Raw genomic sequence first — 21,161 nt, forward strand, 5'->3', positions numbered from 1 at the left:
GTGCCCATTGACCTTATAAACTTTATGGACTTTATAAACTTTATGAACTTTAAACGTTGCGAAGCAACAAAATATGATGAATCTCGCGGAATATGCATTGAATAATAAGGCGCTGGTGAAGTTTTTTATCGCCGTGCTGGTGATTGGGGGTATTTTTGCTTTTATCTCGATGAGTAAGCTGGAAGACCCGGAAATCAAGGTGAAACAAGCTATGGTGGTGACGGTTTACCCGGGGGCTTCGGCGCATCAGGTGGAATTGGAAGTGACGGACGTGTTGGAAAAATCCATCCGTTCGATGGGGGCTATCGGTAGTATAGAGTCGAAGTCGATGGCTGATTTGTCGATGATTACGGTGGAGTTGGAGAGTACCGTGGGACCGGATGAGTTGGAACAGAAATGGGATATTTTGCGCCGCAAGGTTACTAATGCGCAGGCGCAATTGCCGGATGGGGCACGGGCTTCCGTGGTGATGGACGATTTCGGTGACGTGTACGGGATGTTTTACGCGATTACGACGGACGGTATCGGTGACGAGGAATTGTTGGACTATGCCCAACTGGTGAAACGTGAATTGCAGGAAGTGGAAGGTGTGCGTCGGGTGGAGATTTACGGGAACCGGACGGCGTGTATCAATATAGAGATTTTGCAGGATAGAATGGCAAATCTCGGCGTGCATCCGATGGAGGTGCTTGCCACGTTGAATAACCAGAACAAGACGGTGTATCCCGGTTATTTTAACAGTGGGGATCAGCGTTTGCGGGTGGCGGTCAATGATAGTTATCATTCGGTAGAGGATATAAAGAATCTGATTATACAGGGACACGAGGACGATCAGTTGCGCTTGCGGGATATTGCCAGCGTGACGGAAGGATACGAGGAACCTTCCCGCAACGAGATGCGCTATGACGGAAAAAGGGCTTTCGGGCTTGCCGTGTCCATGGAGAAAGGCGGGAATATCGTGAGTCTGGGAAAGAAGGTGGATCGGGAACTGGAACAACTGAAAGAATCGAGGATTCCCACGGGTGTTGAGTTCCACAAGGTGTTTTTTCAGCCGGACAGGGTGAATGACGCGATAAGCGTGTTCATGGTTAACCTGATCGAGTCGGTGGTTATCGTGATTCTGGTGCTGATGCTGACGATGGGATTCCGGAGCGGTGTGATTATCGGTACCGGGTTGGTGATTATCGTGCTAGGTTCTTTCGTGGTGCTTTATTTGTTTGACGGGACGTTGCAACGGGTGTCGTTGGGTTCTTTGATCGTGGCGATGGGGATGCTGGTGGATAATGCGATCGTGATTGTAGACGGTATCCTTGTCGATCTGGAACGGGGAGTGAAGCGTCCGGCGGCGTTGACGAATATAGCGAAGAAGACGGCAATGCCTTTGTTAGGAGCCACGTTGATAGCGATACTGGCGTTTTTCCCGATATTTATATCCCCGGATACGACGGGGGAATACGTGCGGGATTTGTTTATCGTGCTGGCGGTGTCGTTGTTGTTGAGTTGGGTGCTGGCATTGACGCATATACCGATTCATGCGGATCATTCTTTGAAGGTAAAAGCCAAGAAGAGCGGAGAGCAGTTGTATGACAGTAAGATATATCGTTTGTTCCGGCAATTCCTTTCTTTTATGCTTTGGCACAAGTCGATGGCTATCGGGGTGGTTGTGGTGTTGCTGGCGATCACGGCTTTCCTGTACCGGTATATCCCGCAAGGATTTTTCCCGGATTTGAGTTACACGCAGTTATATATAGAATTCAAGATGCCGGAGGGCACGAGAGTGGAGCGGGTGGAATCCGATTTGGCGGAGGTCGAGGACTATTTGATGAACCGCCCCGAGGTGACACACGTGACGACGAGTATAGGGGGTACTCCTGCCCGCTACAATCTGGTACGGTCTATTGCCGAACCGTCGATGAGTTACGGGGAGTTGATCGTGGATTACACGACCCCGGAGGCGTTGAAAGAAACGATGGAGGAGATACAGGATTATCTCACGGCGAATTATCCGGACGCTTACGTGCGGATGAAGCGGTATAACCTGATGTACAAGAAATACCCGATAGAGTTGATGTTCACGGGACCTGATCCGGCGGTGTTGAAGGAGTTGACGGAGAAGGCGGAGCAGATCATGCGGGATGAACCCGCGGTGATGCTGGTGACGAATGATTGGGAGCCGATGACGCCGACTCTGATGGTGAATTATTACCAGCCTATTGCCCGAGCGATTGGTCTTTCCCGTTCGGACGTGGGACTTTCCATGCTTTCCGCCACGGATGGAATGCCTATCGGCTCGTATTACGAGGGGGTGCATGCCAAACCGATTTATCTGAAGAGTCTGGATAGCAAGGGCGAGAAGGTGGAAGCCTTGGATAATATTCCCGTGTGGAGTATGTTGCCCTCGACTGCCGCTTTGAATGAAGAAACGCTGAAAGGTTTGTTGATGGGGACGACTTCGGGTGAAGATTTGTTGTCACAGACGATCGGTTCGATTCCGTTGAATCAAGCTACGCGGGGAATCACGATGAAGTGGGAAGATCCCGTGGTGCGTCGCTATAACGGGCAGCGTGCTTTGCGGGCGCAATGTAATAATGCCCCCGGGTATACAGCCGAGAGCGCCCGGAAGCTGTTATTGGCGAAAATCGACACGATAGCGTTGCCGGAGGGTTACGCGATGCAATGGTTGGGAGAACATAAGGCGAGCGGGGATTCCATGCGTTACTTGTTTGCCAATATCCCGCTGGCGGTAATTTTGATGATCGCTATATTGATCATGTTATTCAAGGATTTCAAGAAACCCGTCATTATATTCTGTTGTTTGCCTTTGGCGGCAATCGGTATCGTTTTGGGAATGTTGATCAGTGACAAGGAATTTGGTTTCGTGGCGATAGTCGGGGCGTTGGGGTTGATCGGTATGATGATTAAGAACGGGGTGGTGCTGTTGGATGAGATCGGGTTGCAAATTGCTTCCGGGAAGGATCAGACACAGGCATTGCTCGATTCGTCTTCTTCTCGTTTCCGTCCGGTGATGATGGCGTCGCTGACCACGATTCTGGGAATGGTGCCGTTGCTGGGTGATGATATGTTCGGCTCGATGGCGGTGACGATTATGGGCGGTTTGTTGGTGGGGACGGTGATCACGCTGGTGTTTATCCCCGTGTTGTATGCCGTATTTTTCAAGGATAAAAAAGTAACAGGTAAAGAGTTATGAGATACGCGTTAGTAATATTGTTGTCGGTTGCCTGTAGTTCGGTTTTCGGACAGGTACATCTGGATTTGAAGAAATGCCGGGAAATGGCATTGGAGAGCAGCAAGAAAATGGCTATTGCCGTGAAGCAAGAGGAAAAGGCGGAAGCGGACAAGAAGTCATATCGAGCCAATTTCTTGCCTAAAATCTCGGCGACGGGCTTGTATGCTTACATGCAGAAAAAGACTTCGTTCACGATTGACGGGGGGTATTTGCCGACATTCGTGCCTCAATTGGACGGGACGTTGAAGCCGAATTATTTGTTGAACCCGTTGACGAACGAGCCGTTGATTGGACCGGACGGGACCCCGATATTTAATCAATACGCTTTTATGCCGGATATTGATTTGGAATTAGGCTTGCGGGGGGCGTATTCGGCGGGAGTGATGTTGGAACAACCCGTTTACATGGGTGGAAAGGTACGTTCCGCTTACCGTATGGCTTCTATCGGTAAAGAAATGGCAGAGATTAATAAAGAGTACAGTCGGGCGGAAGTGATTACCGAGGCGGACGAGGCGTACTGGCAATATTTGCGGGTGGTGGAGTTGGTGGCTTCCGCCGGGAAATATAAATTGGTGGTATCCGAGCTGGTGCGCAACCTGACGGATGCTTTTGAAACGGGGATGGCTTCCCGTAACGATTTGCTGAAAGCACAGGTGCGTCTGAATGAGGCGGAGTTAATGTTGCAAAAGGCGGAGAACGGGAGAGCTTTGTCGGGTATGAATCTTTGTCGGGTGATAGGCATAGATCTTCATTCCGCGTTGCTGGTGAATGATTCTTTGCAGGAGAACGTGACGCCGGGGGTATTGGACAGCAATGAAGGGGTGGAAGGACGCCCGGAATATAATTTGTTGGAAAAAGAGGTCGAGTTGAAGAGCAGGGAGGTTGCCTTGACACGTTCCGATTTCCTGCCTGAATTAGGGGTATCCGCATCATACGGGTATCACGGGGGTATCTCGTTAAACGGGAAGTCCACGGATGTTTCTTCTTTTTCCGCAATAGCGTCATTGAAGATTCCTATATACAATTGGGGTGAAGGAAGAGGTAAAATCAAGGCGATGAAGGCAGAAGAGGAGATGAGCCGATTGAAAAAAGAGGAGATGACTCAATTGATGTTGCTGGAAATAGCCCGTGCCCGTTATAATATCGAGGATGCCCGAACGAGGGTGACTCTGACTCGCAAGTCTTTGAGTCAAGCGGAAGAAAACCTGACCGTGAGCAAAAACCAGTACGAGGTGGGAATGGAAACGATTACCAATTATCTGGAAGCACAAGCCCAATGGCAGAAGGCGTGGAGCGATTGGATCGATGCTAAGGCCGAATTGAGATTGAGTGAAACGAAATATCTGAAGGCGACGGGAAGACTGAACTGATTTTGGATTGAATGATTCCGTGATTCGGAGATTGCTGACAGCCGTGTAAGGGGAAAGTAACGTGTGATCATGCAAGAAGAGTACATCGTGATTTATGAAGAAAGATGCTCATTTACTTGCAATTGTATTTTATTCTTCCTATCATTGTGAAAACGTGCGCGAAGCTCTTGAGCTAATAAGAATTTTTAAATGCTGTCATCATGAATCTTCACAATTTGAGAACGGTTGCCGCTTACAACTCTAGGTTATTGCTGCGGAGTTGGTTGTTTCGAATCTTCTTTTTACTGACGTTCTGTTGTATTATTTTATACCAAATATTGATTCAGTCGAATCTTTTTATGCTATCGAATAGCGGGTTAATTAGCCTGTCTTCGTTTTTCCCTTACATGAATGCTTATTTGTTCGCGGGATTGCAGGCTATTCCGTTGATATTTCTGGCGGGAATGTTTCTGACGAAGGAGAGGAAGCTGGATTCGATGGATACGATCTATTATCGTCCGGAGAGTAATGCCGAGTATGTATTGGGCATGGCTGTCGGGTTCGCGGGGGTGTTTACCGTGATGGCGATTGTATCTTTGTTTTTCGGTTCTTTGCTGCATCTTTTTGCCAGTAGCTCCCCGATGAACGTGTGGATATATTTGTTTTATCTGGTTACTTTGATTATTCCGGCATTGATTTTCATGGTTGGACTCTCTTTCTTTATCCATACTTGGGTACGTAATCAGGCTTTGAGTATTTTACTCCTTTTGATGGTTGTCGGATTTACGATTTTTTATGCCGGGGGCATGGGACAAGGTGTTTTCGACCCGTTCGGGCATAGCTTGCCGAATACTTTCTCGAGCGTGACGGGACATTCGGATTTGACCGGTTATCTTTTACAGCGGTTGTGTTGGTTGCTTGTCGGTTTCGGTTTTCTCGGATTCACGGTGTGTTTGTTCAAGCGACTTTCCAATCGTCCGGTGAACCGGGTACGCGTGATGGGACTTTCTATTGCTTGCATGATAGCGGGTGTTATGGCGGGAGGTCTTGTTTATTCTTTTCACTCCCAAAAAATCTCCGTGAGAAAGGTTTACACGGAGACTTACAATAAATATAATAACGTGCCGAAAGGCAGCGTGACACGTCATGATATACGTTTCGAACAACAAGGTGATGAAATGAGCGCGAAAAGTACTCTATTGATACAGAACCGTACACGGGAAACATTACCGGAGGTTATTCTTTATTTGAACCCGGATTTGGAGGTGCTTTCGATCAAGGGGGATTCGGATTTATCGTTCGAGCGGGAGCAACAAGTGATTCGGGTACGAAGGGAATTGCAACCTGACGAGGAGATCGTGCTGACGGTAGTGTACCGGGGTGGAATAGACGAGCGGATATGTTACTTGGGAGTGCCTGATGATATCGTGTTCGAGCAGGAAAGTAATGCTTATTTGAAATGCCGCTACGGAAAGAGGTTCATGTTTTTGGATAAGAATTTCACTTTTCTGACACCGGAATGTCTGTGGTATCCGACAACGACACCGCCAGTGAATCCGGCTCACCCGTATGACGTATCTCCGGAGTTCATGTTCTATTCGTTGCAAGTATCGAACCCGGGCGAACGGACGGTTATTGCACAAGGGGATGAGGAAAAAACGGATAACGGGTTACATTTCACGAATCACCTTCCATTGCTGGGAATTTCACTTTGTATCGGCGGTTACGAGAAAAGGGAGATAACCGTTGATTCCGTGCGGTATGAACTTTATCTTTTCAAAGGGCATGATGATATTTTGAGGGGCTTGGAGGCGTTGTCTGATTCATTGCCCGGGTTAATCCGGGAGATGCGGGAAACTGTCGAGTATCAGATGCGTCATTCTTATCCTTATTCCGGTTTGAAGTTGATTGAAACGCCGATAACTTTAGCGAGTTTCTTCCGGCAGGAAAAAGGGACGAGTGAATATATCCAACCCGAGATGGTTTTTCTGCCGGAACGGGGAGTCGGGGTTTGGTCTGATCACAAGGCGGTAATGGAAAGGACAATGAAGATGCTGGCTTCCGTCGCCGGTTTTGATAATATATCCGAGATGGACAGACTCCGGCAGACGGTTCATGGGAGGTTAACGAATTTATTGACAAGTGCCACAACCATGAATTATGATCGGGGGCAGATACTTATGCGGTGGTTTGGTCCTTCGGCAATTAAGAATGTGGCAGGAAACAGTTACTCGACACGCAACAGTTTGTATTATGCCGCTTCTATGTTTTACGATTATTCGCTTTGTTTCCGGTCAGGTGATTATCCGATTATTAACGCGGTATTATTGAACATATTAAAGAGTCGCTCACGAGATTATTCCGGCCAGATGGCGGAAGAACGTGCTTTGAATTACCTTTCTTCTCATAGTTTTGAAGAGGCTTTCCATGACGGAGAACTTGATCCGGTTGTTTTGTTTCGTGTATTACGGATGAAATCAAAAGAGCTGGTCAGGAGATTGGCTTTAGGAGATATGACAGAAGAGCAGGTCGTCGATTTCTTGGATGGATATATCGCGACACATCGTTTTCAAAAGATTGATTTCGACCAGTTTGATGAAACCTTTGCACGGGAATTTGGCGTCCGTTGGCGGGATGTATTGCCTTCTTGGTACACGAATAAGCGATTGCCTGAATTTTGGATAAAAGATTTTAAAGCGGCGTCCGTGGGTGCAGATAAAGAAAAGGCGGATGAGATGAATAGAATTTTATCTCTTATAGGTAATGGAAGCGTGTATATAGATGGATTGAGCGGCAGTGCCTCGAGGGTGCGTCTTACTATTTTTAATGATAGTGATGTGGACGGGGTGGTATCTATCGAAGCCCGGAAGACAGAGGGGCGTCCCTCTTCCGGCGGTTCCGCTTGGAATTTCGGAAGAAGAATGGAAGAGTCTACCATCACTCGTAATTATTTGATAAAAGCAAAGAGCGGGAAGGAGATCGTGACTAATTTTGACGAGGGTATGATTACTTTGAATACTAATCTTTCTTTGAATATTCCGACAACTCTGAGTGGAGAGAGAGGGGGTACGACAGATGATAAAACCGGCGATAACGAGAGAGAGCTCGGGCGCTCTTATTTTCTTCCCGGTGAAAATGTGACCGTGGTAGATAACGAGGAAGAGGGTTTCCGTATTATACAGTCTTCATCCAAGAAGCGGTTACGCGATTTGTTCGCCAAGGAGCCGGAGAGTAAATATCTGCGCCAGAATAGGTCGATACAGCTCATGGATGGAGTGGAAGTACGACCGGGATACGTGCAAAATGAGAGTGCCTACGGGTTTTCCAAACGTACTCATGCCTTTATGATGCAAGGTGGGGGTGCAAGTATGGAGTGGGTTACCCGGATCGAAAAGGAGGGCGAATATGATGTTTATGCTTATATTCCGCCAAAGATGAGTGCTTATAGAGTCGATAAGGAAAAGCAAGGAAAAGGTATAACCGCCGGTTTTTCCATGGTGACCGCGTTCTCGACAATAGGGAGTGATGCCGGATTTAAACAATATTATACCTTGACGAATGGCAATGAGGAAAAAGAGGTTGTCGGGGAGTGTGACGGGACATTCGGTTGGATATTATTAGGACGATACCGGCTTTCTCCGGGCGAATGTAAAGTCGTGCTGACTGACGAGGGGGAGGCGGATCAGGTGCTTTTAGGTGATGCCGTCAAGTGGGAATATATAGAGGATAAATGATTTTATAGAAACTTTAACACGGGCTTTTGAGTATATATAGTCGATTTAAATGACATATATATGAACAAGACAGTGTTTTCGGTATTGAAATGGGCTTCCGTGTCGGGACTTTTGTTGCTCGTATTTTCCTGCCGTAGGGCTACGCCCGGTTTGGAGATAGCGCAACTGGTAAAGACAGCGGAGGTGCAGAAGTATGAAGGGGAGAGTAGTACGACTTTTCCGGGGAAGATAAAAGCGGCTTCCGACGTGCAGCTGGCTTTCCGGGTAGCGGGTCCTATTTTACGTTTCAACACAGAGGTGGGAGAGTATGTGCGGAAGGGACAAGTGCTGGCAGAGATAGACCCTAGGGATTACAAGTTGCAGTATGACGCCACGAAGGCGGAGTACGAGCAGGTGACGGGAGAATCGGATCGGGTGATCGAGTTGTATCACCGGAAAAGTGTCCCTGTAAATGATTATGACAAGGCGGTTGCAGCGAAGCAACGAATCGCGGCATTGTATCATGCCCACTTGAATGCCTTGAATGATACGAAACTGAAAGCCCCGTTTGACGGGTATATTCAAAAGAAATTCTTCGATGCCCACGAGATCGTGAACACGGGGACTCCCGTGCTGTCCATGATTAATAATGATTACTACGAGGTAAATATTGATATACCTTCCAGTGATTTTATCCGTCGGGAGAGTTTCGAGGAATTTTATTGCGAGGCGGACGTGTACCCGGGGGTAAAGATTCCTTTGGAATTGCTGGATATGACACAACAGGCGAATTACAATCAATTGTTCAAGGTACGTTTCCGGATGAAACCGGAGTCCGATCTGAGTCTGGCGGCAGGGATGAGCGTTAGCGTGACGATTCGTTTTACTCCCGGGCAAGCAGGTCTTGCTGTTGTTCCCATTTCTTCCCTTTTCCAGAAAGAGAATAAGTCGTATGTATGGGTGTATGACACCGCGAAAGAGGTCGTGGGGATGCATCCTGTTCAGATTGTGGAACTGCATAAGGACGGACAGGTAATTGTCGAATCCGATCTGTCGGACGGGACGGTGATTGTTTCGGCAGGAACCAATACCCTTAAAGACGGACAGAAAGTACGGCGATTGACTCCCGTGTCTTCTTCCAACGTGGGAGGACTGCTTTAATTTTAGATTTAAGGATTTTAGATTTTAGATTGAACTCCTCCGTCGGCTTTGCCGCCAAGTGAGCCCGGAAGCCGGTCTCGAACCAGCTCACACTCAGCAAACCGAGAGCAAGCTCTCTTTCTGCCCTCGCTTAATCGCTGGTTTCCTCTATAAACAGAGGAGGAGCTGGAATACAGTCTTGAACGCAAGAGAAACAACTTGTAACTTGCCGAAGGCAAATGCAACTTGCGACCTGTAACTCGCCGCAGGCGACTCTAAACAGAGGAGGAGCGGTGAATCTTACCGAAGACGGTGAGTATTTTAGTTCTCCCTCTGTTTATAGAGGGAGTCCCCGAAGGGGGAGGGAGTTTGAAATTAACTTGCAACTTGCAACCTGATAACTTGCAACGTTGCCTAGCAACAATATATTATGAACTTTACGGAATATGCATTAAAGAATAGAGCTTTTGTCTACTTCTTCGTTTTCGTTTTGGTAGTGGGGGGAATATACTCGTTTTTCACGATGAGTAAGTTGGAAGATCCGGCGATTACCGTGAAGCAGGCTATGGTGGTGACGGCCTATCCGGGGGCTTCTGCCTATCAAGTGGAGTTGGAAGTGACGGACGTACTGGAGAAAGCGATTCGTTCCATGGGCGATTTGGACCACGTGTCCTCTCGTTCGATGGACGACGTGTCGGAGATTATGGTGGAGTTGAGCAGTACGGTTCCGTTAGCGGAATTGCAGCAGAAGTGGGATATTTTGCGAAGAAAAGTGATGGGTGTACAATCCCAACTCCCGGATGGTGCCCAACCGTCTATTGTTATGGATGATTTTGGGGACGTGTACGGTATGTTTTATGCCATGACGTCCGACGGTTTTGATTATCAGGAGATGTCCGACTACGCCGAACTCGTCCGGCGTTCCGTGCTGGATATTGACGGGGTGAGCAGTGTGGACGTGTACGGGGAACGGCAATCGTGTATTAATGTCGAGTTCTTGGAAGACAAGATGGCAAACATGGGAGTTCACCCGGCAGAGATAATCATGACGCTCAACGGACAGAACAAAACCGTGTACTCCGGTTATTTCGACAGCGGGGAGAAACGGGTACGTGTAAACGTGAACGGGGCGTATAAGGCGATCGACGACATCCGGAACTTGCTTATTAAAGGGCACGAGGAGGATCAGATACGACTTTCGGACGTGGCGCAAATCACGAAAGGATACGTGGAACCCCAGCGGGAAGGCTTGATATATGATACTTTACCGGCAATAGCTATATCCATTGCCATGGAAACCGGGGGAAATATTCTCGAACTGGGTAAAAAAGTGGATGACAAGCTGGCAGAATTGAAACAAGAGATTATTCCGGCGGGGATAGATTTCCAGAAGGTTTTCTTTCAGCCTGCCAGAGTACGGAGTGCCATTAACGTGTTTATGGTCAATCTGATCGAATCGGTGATTATCGTGATTCTTGTCGTGATGCTTTTCATGGGTTTCCGGAGCGGATATATTATCGGGACAGGATTGGTGATCGTGGTTTTAGGATCGTTGCTCGTGTTATACATGATGCACGGTACGTTGCAGCGGGTTTCGCTCGCTTCTTTTATCGTGGCGATGGGAATGCTTGTCGATAACGCTATCGTGATAACGGACGGTATTCTGGTCGATTTGAAGAAGGGAATTCCGAAACCCGCCGCGCTGGTTAATATCACGAAGAAGACCGCTTGGCCGTTACTCGGGGCTACAACAATCGGTATCTTGACTTTCCTGCCGATATTCCTTTCTCCCGACACGACGGGCGAATACGTTCGGGATTTGTTTATCGTGCTGGCAGTTTCCCTGTGGTTGAGTTGGATTCTTGCCCTCGCTTTCGTGCCAATCCAAGCCGATCGGGCTTTGCGGGTGAAACCGGGCGAGGTGGAGGACGAGCAGAAGATGTACAGTACCCGGACGTACCGGGCGTTTCGTTCCACGCTGCAATTCTCGGTACGCCATCGGGTGTGGGTACTTGGCGGGGTGATTCTTGTACTTGCCGTCAGTGTATATTTGTTCCGATTCATACAACAGGGCTTTTTCCCCGATTTGAGTTACAACCAATTGTATATAGAATACAAGATGCCATACGGTACGAACCCTCAAACGGTGAAACGTGATCTGGCGTCGATACAAAGTTACCTTTCAAGTCAACCGGAGGTCACGACCGTAACCACGAGTCTTGGGGGAACCCCGTCACGTTACAATCTGGTACGTACGGTTGCCGAACCCGCGCTCAGTTACGGGGAGTTGATCGTGGACTTCACTTCCCCCGAAACCCTGAAAGCAAATCTCGATACCTTGCAGCGTTACCTTTCCGAGCATTACCCGGAGGCATACGTGCGGATGAAGCAGTACAACCTCATGTACATGGATTTTCCCGTGCAGTTTATGATTACGGGACCCGATCCCGCTGTGTTGAAAAGGCTTTGTGCCCAAGTGGAGGAGATCATGAAAGAGGATTCGACCACGGTATTGGTGACGAATAACTGGGGACCAACCACCCCTGTGCTTAACGTGGACTACTATCAGCCGATTGCCCGGGTGGCGAATCTTTCCCGCGAGGACGTGGGACTGGCTTTATTGGCAACGACCGACGGGTTGCCCGTGGGTTCGTATTACGAGGGAGAGCATGATTTGCCCATATATATCAAAAGTATCGGGAAGGATCGGCAACGTCCCGGAAAGTTGAATAACGTTCCGGTGTGGAGTCTGGTGCCCTCGACCAATATGTTGAATATTGAAACGGTGAAAGAACTGATGGCGGGGATGATATCTCCCGACGAAGTGATGACAGCCGTGGCGGGTTCTACCCCGTTGAATCAAGCTACAAACGGTATCACGGCCTCGTGGGAGGTTCCCGTGGTGCGCCGTTACAACGGGCAGCGTTCCATCTCGGCCGAATGTAACAATGCCCCGGGATACACGGCAAACGACGTGCGTAACAGTCTTTTGCCCAAGATCGAGCAATTGAATATCCCGCCGGGTTATTCCACGGAATGGCAGGGGGAATACCTCGCGAGTACGCAATCCAAGCAATACCTGTTCAAGAATGTGCCTCTTGGCATCGTTCTCGTGTTGGCAATTCTTATTGCCTTGTTCAAGGACTTCCGTCGTCCGCTAATGATTATTCTTTGTTTGCCGCTTGCCATTACCGGGGTGGTGCTCGGGATGCTTCTGGCGGGTAAGGAATTTGGATTCGTGGCTATCGTGGGAGCCCTCGGATTGGTCGGTATGATGATCAAGAATGGCGTTGTACTTGTCGATGAGGTGGATATCCAGATTCGATCGGGGAAGGATAAAGTGCTCGCTTTACTCGATGCTTCGTCTTCCCGTTTGCGTCCGGTGTTTCTGGCGGCGATGACCACTATTCTCGGTATGATTCCCTTGATTAACGATGATATGTTCGGCTCGTTGGCGGTAACTATCATGGGTGGATTGTTTATCGGTACGGTGGTAACGCTCGTTATCCTGCCCGTGTTGTATTCTCTCTTTTTCAAGATAAAAATGGAGCGGAAAAATTAAAATCATAGTATCATGAAATATTGTATCATTATAATAATCTTTTTGGCTGCATTTCAGACATCTCGTGCCCAGCAGAAACTGGATTTGAAGCAATGCCGGGCTATGGCGCTTGATTACAGCAAACAACTCTCCATCGCCGAGCGGCAGAAAGAGAAAGCGATTTGGACAAAGAAAGAGTACCGGGCGAACTATTATCCCCGTCTTTCTGCTTCGGGAACGTATTTCTACTATCAGAAAAAACAGGAGTACAAATTATCCGGGGGATACCTCCCCACTTATGTGCCGGACGAGAGCGGCAAGTTACAGCCGAACGTGATCATGGGGGGTGACGGCAAACCGGTCATGGGTACTGACGGCAAGCCCCTTTTTCACGAGTATGCCTTTTTGCCCGATATCCCGATTACCCTTTCGATGAGAGGGGTATATATGGCGGGAGTGCAATTACAGCAACCGATCTTCATGGGGGGTAAAATACGGGCAGCACATCAGGCGGCTAAATTCGGTGAAGAGTTGGCGGATGAGAATATCCGGCTCAATCGTTCGGAAGTGCTTGTCGAACTGGAGCAGGCTTACTGGCAATATGTCCGTGTGCAGGAGCTGGTTTCTGTGGCTCGGAAATACAAAGAGGTCACGGGTGAACTGGTGAAAAACCTAGAGGATGCCCGTGACGCGGGTATGGCTCCGTTGAATGATGTATTGAAAGCGCAAGTGAAACACAACGATGCCTTGTTACAACTGCAACAAGCACAACACGGTCGGACGCTGGCAGGCATGAATCTGTGCCGTTTGATCGGGTTGGAGTTGAATACTTCTTTGGAATTGACCGATACTCTTTCGGGGACAATAACACCGGGTATTTTGTCATTACCGGATGAACTTAGTCAGCGTCCCGATTATAATATGCTTGAGAAACAGGTTGAAATGAAGCGTAAAGAGGTGAATGTTACCCGTTCCGATTTCCTTCCGCAAGTGGGTGTTATGGCAGGTTACAGTTACGGGGGCGGTTTAAAATTGAACGGTGATAATTCCAACTCTGCCTCTTTCAGTGCTATGGCTTCGGTTCAAATACCGATTTTCAACTGGGGGGAAGGACGTAACAAAGTGCGGGTAGCGAAAGCCGAGGAAGAGATTACCCGTTTGAATAAAGAGAGGATGAGCGAAATGATGCAACTGGAGATATCCGGTAATCGTTTTAAATTGAGCGACGCCCAGACTCGTGTAAACCTTACCCGGTCGGCTCTGGCACAGGCGGAGGAAAACTTGAAAGTTTCCCGCAACCAATATGACGTCGGCATGGAGAGTCTGACCAATCTTCTTGAGGCTCAAGCGCAATGGCAACAAGCATGGAGTGACTGGGTGGATGCCAAAGCGGCTTTGAAGGTTTGTGAAACGGAGTATTTGAAATCGTTGGGAAAATTAGAGTAGTCCGTAAGGTCTATAAGGTCAAAAGTCCATAAGGTCATAGGTGTCCTTCGGACAAAATTGAAACGGCAGCTTATGCTGCTGTTGATATAGCGCCCCGCAGGGGTCCAAGACTTTTGACCTTATGGACTTTATAGACTTTATAGACTTATAAACTAAACACCATGAAAAACTTATTATTACTATTAGCGTTATTGATTGTCGGGACTGCCGTCGCGCAAGTCAAACGAATCAAAGGAACAGGGTATCTTTTAGTACAGGCACGGGAGGCCAAACAATCTTTCACGAAAGTTTCCGTGCAGCAGGGAATCACGTTGTACCTCAAACAAGGTACGGAATTCGGGATCACGATTGAAGCGGATGATAATATCATCTCGTACGTGAAAACGGAAATAAAGAACGGTCAGCTAAACGTGTTCCTTGATCCTAATGTCATCATTCGTAGTTTTACCGCTATGAATGTATCCGTGGCGGCGCCCGATATAACTGATATTAACGTGGAATCGGCGGCAAGATTAATCGGAAGTTCCCCGTTGAAAGTGAATAAATTGGATATAAATGCTTCCGGGGCAGCAGTCGTGAAATTGGAAGTAGAAGGAAAAGAGTTAGACGTGGAAGCCTCTAATGCCGCTAAATTGGAATTGAAGGGAGCGGTCGATCACTTGGAACTGGAACTTTCTTCCGCTGCAACTTTAAAAGCGTGGGATTTACGGGTAACCGATTGCGAAGCGGGAGTCAGCGGGGCAGCCAAAGCAGAGGTATACGTGTCGGGCACGCTGGAAGTGCAATTGTCATCGGCCGGATTGCTTATGTATGACGGCAATCCCCGTATCACGAAAAAAGATGTAAGTGGACGGGGCGCTCTTGTCAAAAGGAAGTAATGTGGTCTTCGAATATCACGACGGATGAGGCTTTTTCGGGAATGATCCGGTTGTATTTCTCCACGGACATACTTCTGGATTTTAGTACTACCGGAGTTTTCCCGGGAATCAGAGCGAGTGTTGCGGCAAGCAACGGATCGTTTACATCGTCCAGTTCATACCGGTGCGGGAATGGTTCGGGTATGTATTCTTTCGGTTGAATACCTCCCCGTACGGATTCGCCGCGGCTATTCGTGTAGAGTAAGGATATCAACGTGATATTCCAACCTTGCAGGTCACTTTCCGTAGGGGTAAACGTGATACCTCCCATGTTTTTCCCGACAGTGGGAACACCAATGACATTAACTTCCATGTAAGGAGATAAAGCACTGATAAGCAATTCAGAAGCTGATGCGGTTTCTTTTCCTGTAATTACCCACAAGCGCGATAAGTTCAAGCGGGAATCGGCGGGAACCGTTTTGTCGAAACGTTCTTCCAGTTGTTCCGGTATATCTGCATATTTCTCTTGATACACGTCGTTCCATCTTTTGTGTATCAGAATTTCTTCACTTTCCACGACACTTTCCGGGGCTATAAGTGAACACAAGCGTTTAACAGCAAGCATATATCCGCCGGAATTATAGCGCAAGTCAAGAATTAATTCCTCGATACCTTCTTCTTTTAGTTTTTGGAAAACGTTGTTCAATTGAAGTAGTGAAGTGGTGTTACGGTACACGAAACTGGAATACGCGATATGACCGATCTTACGTTCCTCGTGGTCGATAACGCCGTACGCGAGTATAGGATTGATAGTGAAATTCTGTGCGGTCAGTTCTATCGTCTTGTAAGGCTCCGATACTTCATCCTCGGACAACCCGATAGATAAAACACTCTTGTAATAAAGATTTGTATAGTTTTCCGTGGTAATCTTCTTACCGTCCATTCGGGTAATCAGGTCGCCTCGTTTTATTCCTGCTTTTGCTGCCGGAGAATTGTCATACACGAAATTCACTTCGGCAATGATGTACCCCTTGTCTTCCCAAAAATTGAGATGATAACCGAATCCGTTCTCGTATCCGCTGGCATCGGCAATTTCACCGAATCCCTGTGATTTAGTGATACGTGACCATGGATCTTTTTCGTATTTCATGTTGGCGAAATAGGTTAACGGATCCAAATCTGCTTCTATCTTTTTATCCTTGACTTCATCTGCCCAGAAATACTGGTCTGTCATCTTGTCTTTCGTGAACGTGTTGATGCGCTCGTAGGTACGAGATGGGGGCGACGGTCGGACTGATGTGTCCTCGCAACCGATCAGAAGACCGATAAGAACCAGAAAGAAGCAAATTCTATACATATTTCATCGTTCTAATTACAAAACACAATATTACGGAATTTTGATGAATTTCCATGCACGAGATAGTAAGAAAGTTTTATTGGTCTATATTTATGCATATTTATCCAATAATCAAGCGAGGCTAATATTTTGTGATTCCCGAGAGATTCTCTGTAAAGTGTCCACGTGACGCTTGGTTGTTTTGGAAGCGTTTGATTTATAATGTCGTGCATGAGAATTCTATTTTTCTTCAAAAAAATGGCATAAATACTTGTTCGTTTGGAATATTAATGCATATATTTGCAAGCTCAATAAATAAATATGCACATAGAGAAAACGGAAAATGATTTGAATGATTTAGATTAAATTGTACGAAGATGAAGATTGAAGTATTGGTTGCGTCCGAGAAACACCTGTCATACGTGACGGCGATAAATGACGCGATTGACAACGCTGCAAAAGCGCGTGGAACAGGTATAGCAAGAAGAACGAACGAGTATATCGCCGGGAAAATCCGGGATGGCAAGGCGATTATTGCTTTGAACAGAGAAGAGTTCGTGGGCTTCTGTTATATCGAGTGCTGGGGACACCAGAAATTCGTGGCTAATTCCGGGTTGATCGTTGTACCGGCATACCGGGGATTGGGAGTGGCAAAACGCATCAAGAAAGCCGCTTTCGATTTGTCGCGAAGGCGATTCCCGCGGGCGAAATTGTTTGGTCTGACCACGGGCGAGCAAGTGATGCGTATCAATACTTCGTTGGGTTACGTGCCTGTTACTTTTGCCAAGTTGACCGATGACGAGGAGTTTTGGGCTGGTTGCAAATCATGCGTAAATTACGATATCTTACAACGGACAAATATGACAAAATGCCTTTGCACGGGAATGATTTATGATCCGGAGGTACATGCCCGTGTTCGGGATGCGGCGGGGGAAAAGAGCGGGAACCTACCCGGTAGAATCTTCCGAAAATTGCGTCGGGTGGTGAGTGTTATGCTTGCTGCTTTTAAGGCACCGGGAAATCATCCCGGTGGAAAGCAGGAATACGGGGGAGTTGTTTGTCGTTTGTAAATAACAGAAAAATGAAAAAAGTTGTTTTAGCGTATAGTGGAGGATTGGATACCTCCTACTGTGTGAAATACTTGAGCGATGAACTGGGGCTTGAGGTTTACACGGCGATTGCCAACACGGGCGGGTTCTCGCCGGAAGAGTTGGTTGTGATCGAGGAAAAAGCGTACGCCCTTGGGGCGAAACGTCACGTGACGCTCGATGTAACGGGCGAATATTACGAACAGTGTATTCGCTATATGGTATTCGGGAACGTGTTGCGTAACAAAACTTATCCTGTTTCGGTAAGTTCCGAGCGGACATTTCAAGCGTTGGCAATCGTGCGATATGCCAAGGAAATCGGTGCCGATGCGTTAGCACACGGGAGTACCGGGGCGGGAAACGATCAAGTACGTTTTGATCTTTGTTTCTCGGTATTCGCTCCTGATATGGAAATTATCACGCCGACTCGTGATTTACGATTGAGCCGGGAGGACGAGATCGCTTATCTGAAAGCAAAGGGGGTGGAACGTGATTGGACAAAATTGGTTTATTCCATAAATAAAGGACTTTGGGGTACTTCCGTTGGTGGGCGGGAAACTCTGACGTCCGATCGGTCGTTGCCTGAAGAGGCTTATCCCTCGTCGTTGCAGCGGGTGGGGGAAGAGGAATTGACTCTCGCCTTTGAACAGGGGGAATTGTGTGCGGTGAACGGGAAAACGTATGCTGATAAAATCGAGGCTATCCGTGCGGTCGAAGCCTTGGCTGCCCCTTGGGCTATCGGGCGGGATACGCACGTGGGCGACACGATTGTAGGGATTAAAGGTCGCGTGGGCTTCGAGGCTGCTGCACCGTTAATTATTATCAAGGCGCACGAATTACTGGAAAAACACACGTTGACGAAGTGGCAGTCGTACTGGAAGGAGCAATTGGGCAACTGGTACGGGATGTTTCTGCACGAGGCGATGTACGGGGAACCGGTGATGCGGGATATCGAGAAATTTCTGGAACACTCGCAGCGTAGCGTGTCGGGTGAAGTACGGGTGTTGATGCGTCCCTATCACTTTGATTTGTTGGGATGCCATTCTCCGCATGATCTAATGAATGCCTCTTTTGCCAGATACGGGGAGGAAAACAACGCGTGGATAGCGGAAGACGTGAAGGGCTTTACCCGAATATTGTCAATGCCGTTGAGAATACACGAGGCGGTTAATAAATGAGTTTATAAAGTTTATAAGGTTCATAAAGTTATAAAGTTACGGGTGTCTTTCGGACAAAATTAAAGCAGCAGCTTGTGTTGCCGTTGATATGGTATCTCGTGAGTTATTAAAACCTTGTAAACCTTATGAACTTTATAAACTTTATGAACTTTATAAACTGATTGTCATGATAAGAGTTGGAATAGTAGGTGCTGCCGGGTACACGGCGGGAGAGTTGATTCGGATTCTCGTGAATCATCCAGCCGTGGAATTGCGGTATTTGCAGAGTGAATCACACCGGGAAGAACCGATAGGACGGGTACATCGGGATTTGTTGTATTCAAAACAGGTTTTCACGGATTTGGATTTTGATGACATAGATGTACTTTTCCTGTGTATGGGGCATGGAGTTTCTGCCCGTTTTCTATCGGAGAACAAGATACCGCCATCCGTGAGGGTGATTGATTTGAGTAATGACTTCCGCTTACGGGCGTCGGCAGGTAATTTCGTGTACGGGTTACCGGAGTTAAATAAGGACAAGATCATGGAATGTCAACGTGTTGCAAATCCGGGTTGTTTCGCGACTGCGATAGAGTTGGCTTTGTTGCCTTTCGCGAAGAGTGGATTGTTGACAGATAGAATTACGGTCTTCGGCATAACCGGATCGACAGGTGCGGGGCAACGGCCAACAGAAGAAACGCATTACAGTAACCGGGCACAGAACTTATCCGTGTACAAGGTTTTCACGCATCAGCATTTGGGCGAGATTCGGGAAACCTTGCAGGAGGCGGGAGCAAAAACAGAACCCGATATCGCTTTTGTGCCCGTGCGAGGATGTCATACACGGGGAATTATGGTGAACGTTGTGTTTCAAAGTAAAGCCACGTTAGAGGAATTGACAACTCTTTATAAAACGTATTATGAGCAACATCCGTTTGTACTCATGAGCGATGAGCCGGTGTCATTGAAACAAGTTGTGAACACGAATTATTGTTTTATTCATCCGGATAAAGAGGGGGATAACGTGCTCGTGACATCAATGATTGATAATCTGATAAAAGGAGCTTCCGGACAGGCGGTGCAAAATATGAACCTGATGTTCGGTTTAGACGAAATGACAGGATTACGATTGAAAGCAAATTATTTTTAATGATCAAGAAATGTTTGAAGTATATAATCTGATAAATATAGAGCCCGTCCGGGCAGAGGGAATGTATTTTTGGGATAAGGAAGGAAACAAATACCTTGACCTCTATGGCGGGCATGCCGTGATTTCCATCGGGCATACCCATCCCCGGTACGTGGCGGGAATCACGGAACAGTTGGAAAAGATCGGTTTCTATTCCAATTCGGTGGAGAATCATTTGCAAGGAGAGTTGGAGGAGAAATTGAAACACCTTTCGGGATGTATGGATTACAACCTGTTCCTCTGTAATAGTGGGGCTGAGGCGAACGAGAACGCTTTGAAACTTGCTTCGTTCGTGACCGGGCGGGCAAAGGTGCTTGCCATGCGCGGGGCTTTTCACGGGCGAACAAGTGGAGCCGTGGCGGTGACCGATAATTCCGAAATACGGGCTTCGTGGAATATGGGGCATCAAGTGAAGTTTATCCCGTTGAATGACGAGAAAGCTCTCGAACGGGAATTGGCAAGCGAAGAGTATGCGGCTGTTATCATCGAGGGAATCCAAGGTGTGGGAGGAATCCGGGTTGCGGAACCTGCTTTTTTACAATTGGCACGAGAATGTTGTAACAACCGCGGGACTTTGTTGGTACTTGACGAAATACAATCCGGGTACGGGCGGAGCGGACAATTTTTTGCACATCGCTATGCCGGGATAAAACCCGACATGATTACAATGGCTAAAGGCATGGGGAACGGATTCCCGGTGGCGGGAGTACTTGTTCACGAATGGATAGAGGCAAGGAAAGGAATACTGGGAACCACTTTCGGGGGAAATCATTTGGCGTGTGCTGCGGCCATTGCCGTGTTGGACGTGATGCAGCGTGAAAATTTGATAGAGAACGCCTTGCAGGTCGGAGAATACTTTGCCGAACAACTGAGAGGATTGCCCGGGGTAATTGAAGTACGGGGAAAGGGATTGATGATAGGAGTGGATATTGATATTCCGCATACTATATTCCGTCGCCGCTTGTTGGTGAATTACAGGATTATCACGGGATACAGCGGGAAAAATACATTACGGTTACTTCCCCCGTTGTGCATGAGAAAGGAGGAAGTGGATTATTTCACGGAAAGCTTTAAAGGCAATTGAAAATTGAAAGTTGA

General features: G+C 47.6%; 12 protein-coding genes. 11 read left to right on the plus strand and 1 reads right to left on the minus strand.

Annotated elements, in window-relative coordinates; all coding sequences use genetic code 11:
* Nucleotides 1-76 precede the first annotated feature (76 nt).
* The 7 genes from ACK8P8_RS13115 (at nucleotide 77) to ACK8P8_RS13145 (ending at nucleotide 15,314) form a co-directional block, all read left to right on the plus strand.
* Complete coding sequence (locus ACK8P8_RS13115; RefSeq protein WP_369859851.1) at nucleotides 77-3,208, plus strand: efflux RND transporter permease subunit; 3,132 nt, start codon at nucleotides 77-79, stop codon at nucleotides 3,206-3,208.
* Nucleotides 3,205-4,617, plus strand: coding sequence for a TolC family protein (locus ACK8P8_RS13120; RefSeq protein WP_369859696.1), 1,413 nt, complete (start codon nucleotides 3,205-3,207; stop codon nucleotides 4,615-4,617). The genes ACK8P8_RS13115 and ACK8P8_RS13120 overlap by 4 nt, the downstream gene beginning before the upstream one ends.
* A 200-nt stretch (nucleotides 4,618-4,817) precedes the next feature.
* The gene (locus tag ACK8P8_RS13125) at nucleotides 4,818-8,330 is read left to right on the plus strand and encodes a hypothetical protein (RefSeq protein WP_369859697.1); all 3,513 of its coding nucleotides are present in this window, start codon (nucleotides 4,818-4,820) and stop codon (nucleotides 8,328-8,330) included.
* Nucleotides 8,331-8,390: 60 nt separating this feature from the next.
* Nucleotides 8,391-9,470 carry an efflux RND transporter periplasmic adaptor subunit gene (locus ACK8P8_RS13130; RefSeq protein ID WP_099291054.1) on the plus strand — a complete coding sequence of 360 codons (1,080 nt, stop codon included), beginning with the start codon at nucleotides 8,391-8,393 and terminating at the stop codon, nucleotides 9,468-9,470.
* Between the two features lie 409 nt (nucleotides 9,471-9,879).
* Entirely contained in the window at nucleotides 9,880-13,011 is a 3,132-nt protein-coding gene (locus tag ACK8P8_RS13135; protein ID WP_186974652.1) for an efflux RND transporter permease subunit, read from the plus strand.
* 12 nt (nucleotides 13,012-13,023) lie between these two features.
* Nucleotides 13,024-14,436 carry a TolC family protein gene (locus ACK8P8_RS13140; protein ID WP_099291052.1) on the plus strand — a complete coding sequence of 471 codons (1,413 nt, stop codon included), beginning with the start codon at nucleotides 13,024-13,026 and terminating at the stop codon, nucleotides 14,434-14,436.
* 161 nt (nucleotides 14,437-14,597) lie between these two features.
* On the plus strand, nucleotides 14,598-15,314 hold the full coding sequence (locus ACK8P8_RS13145) for a head GIN domain-containing protein (protein WP_369859698.1): 717 nt from the start codon (nucleotides 14,598-14,600) through the stop codon (nucleotides 15,312-15,314).
* Here ACK8P8_RS13145 and ACK8P8_RS13150 read toward each other — a convergent pair.
* Nucleotides 15,301-16,650 carry a S41 family peptidase gene (locus ACK8P8_RS13150; RefSeq protein ID WP_369859699.1) on the minus strand — a complete coding sequence of 450 codons (1,350 nt, stop codon included), beginning with the start codon at nucleotides 16,648-16,650 and terminating at the stop codon, nucleotides 15,301-15,303. The genes ACK8P8_RS13145 and ACK8P8_RS13150 overlap by 14 nt on opposite strands.
* A 356-nt stretch (nucleotides 16,651-17,006) precedes the next feature.
* On the opposite strand from ACK8P8_RS13150, the gene ACK8P8_RS13155 reads away from it, so the two are divergent.
* From ACK8P8_RS13155 to ACK8P8_RS13170, 4 genes are all read left to right on the plus strand, one after another.
* Nucleotides 17,007-17,699: a GNAT family N-acetyltransferase gene (locus ACK8P8_RS13155; protein ID WP_099291049.1), complete on the plus strand. Its 693-nt coding sequence runs from the start codon at nucleotides 17,007-17,009 to the stop codon at nucleotides 17,697-17,699.
* 11 nt (nucleotides 17,700-17,710) lie between these two features.
* Nucleotides 17,711-18,895: an argininosuccinate synthase gene (locus ACK8P8_RS13160; protein ID WP_369859700.1), complete on the plus strand. Its 1,185-nt coding sequence runs from the start codon at nucleotides 17,711-17,713 to the stop codon at nucleotides 18,893-18,895.
* A gap of 166 nt (nucleotides 18,896-19,061) precedes the next feature.
* Nucleotides 19,062-20,024, plus strand: coding sequence for an N-acetyl-gamma-glutamyl-phosphate reductase (gene argC, locus ACK8P8_RS13165; protein ID WP_369859701.1), 963 nt, complete (start codon nucleotides 19,062-19,064; stop codon nucleotides 20,022-20,024).
* A gap of 10 nt (nucleotides 20,025-20,034) precedes the next feature.
* On the plus strand, nucleotides 20,035-21,147 hold the full coding sequence (locus tag ACK8P8_RS13170) for an aspartate aminotransferase family protein (protein WP_369859702.1): 1,113 nt from the start codon (nucleotides 20,035-20,037) through the stop codon (nucleotides 21,145-21,147).
* The last annotated feature ends 14 nt before the right edge of the window (nucleotides 21,148-21,161 follow it).

Source organism: Butyricimonas muris (assembly GCF_046365375.1).
Lineage (GTDB): Bacteria > Bacteroidota > Bacteroidia > Bacteroidales > Marinifilaceae > Butyricimonas > Butyricimonas muris.

Bases quoted from the DNA above. Each gene is read 5' to 3' on its own strand.
- ACK8P8_RS13140 (WP_099291052.1), top strand. From the start codon at position 13,024: ATGAAATATTGTATCATTATAATAATCTTTTTGGCTGCATTTCAGACA.
- ACK8P8_RS13135 (WP_186974652.1), top strand. From the start codon at position 9,880: ATGAACTTTACGGAATATGCATTAAAGAATAGAGCTTTTGTCTACTTC.
- ACK8P8_RS13145 (WP_369859698.1), top strand. From the start codon at position 14,598: ATGAAAAACTTATTATTACTATTAGCGTTATTGATTGTCGGGACTGCC.
- ACK8P8_RS13120 (WP_369859696.1), top strand. From the start codon at position 3,205: ATGAGATACGCGTTAGTAATATTGTTGTCGGTTGCCTGTAGTTCGGTT.
- ACK8P8_RS13170 (WP_369859702.1), top strand. From the start codon at position 20,035: ATGTTTGAAGTATATAATCTGATAAATATAGAGCCCGTCCGGGCAGAG.
- ACK8P8_RS13130 (WP_099291054.1), top strand. From the start codon at position 8,391: ATGAACAAGACAGTGTTTTCGGTATTGAAATGGGCTTCCGTGTCGGGA.
- ACK8P8_RS13125 (WP_369859697.1), top strand. From the start codon at position 4,818: ATGAATCTTCACAATTTGAGAACGGTTGCCGCTTACAACTCTAGGTTA.
- argC (WP_369859701.1), top strand. From the start codon at position 19,062: ATGATAAGAGTTGGAATAGTAGGTGCTGCCGGGTACACGGCGGGAGAG.
- ACK8P8_RS13160 (WP_369859700.1), top strand. From the start codon at position 17,711: ATGAAAAAAGTTGTTTTAGCGTATAGTGGAGGATTGGATACCTCCTAC.
- ACK8P8_RS13155 (WP_099291049.1), top strand. From the start codon at position 17,007: ATGAAGATTGAAGTATTGGTTGCGTCCGAGAAACACCTGTCATACGTG.
- ACK8P8_RS13150 (WP_369859699.1), bottom strand. From the start codon at position 16,650: ATGTATAGAATTTGCTTCTTTCTGGTTCTTATCGGTCTTCTGATCGGT.
- ACK8P8_RS13115 (WP_369859851.1), top strand. From the start codon at position 77: ATGAATCTCGCGGAATATGCATTGAATAATAAGGCGCTGGTGAAGTTT.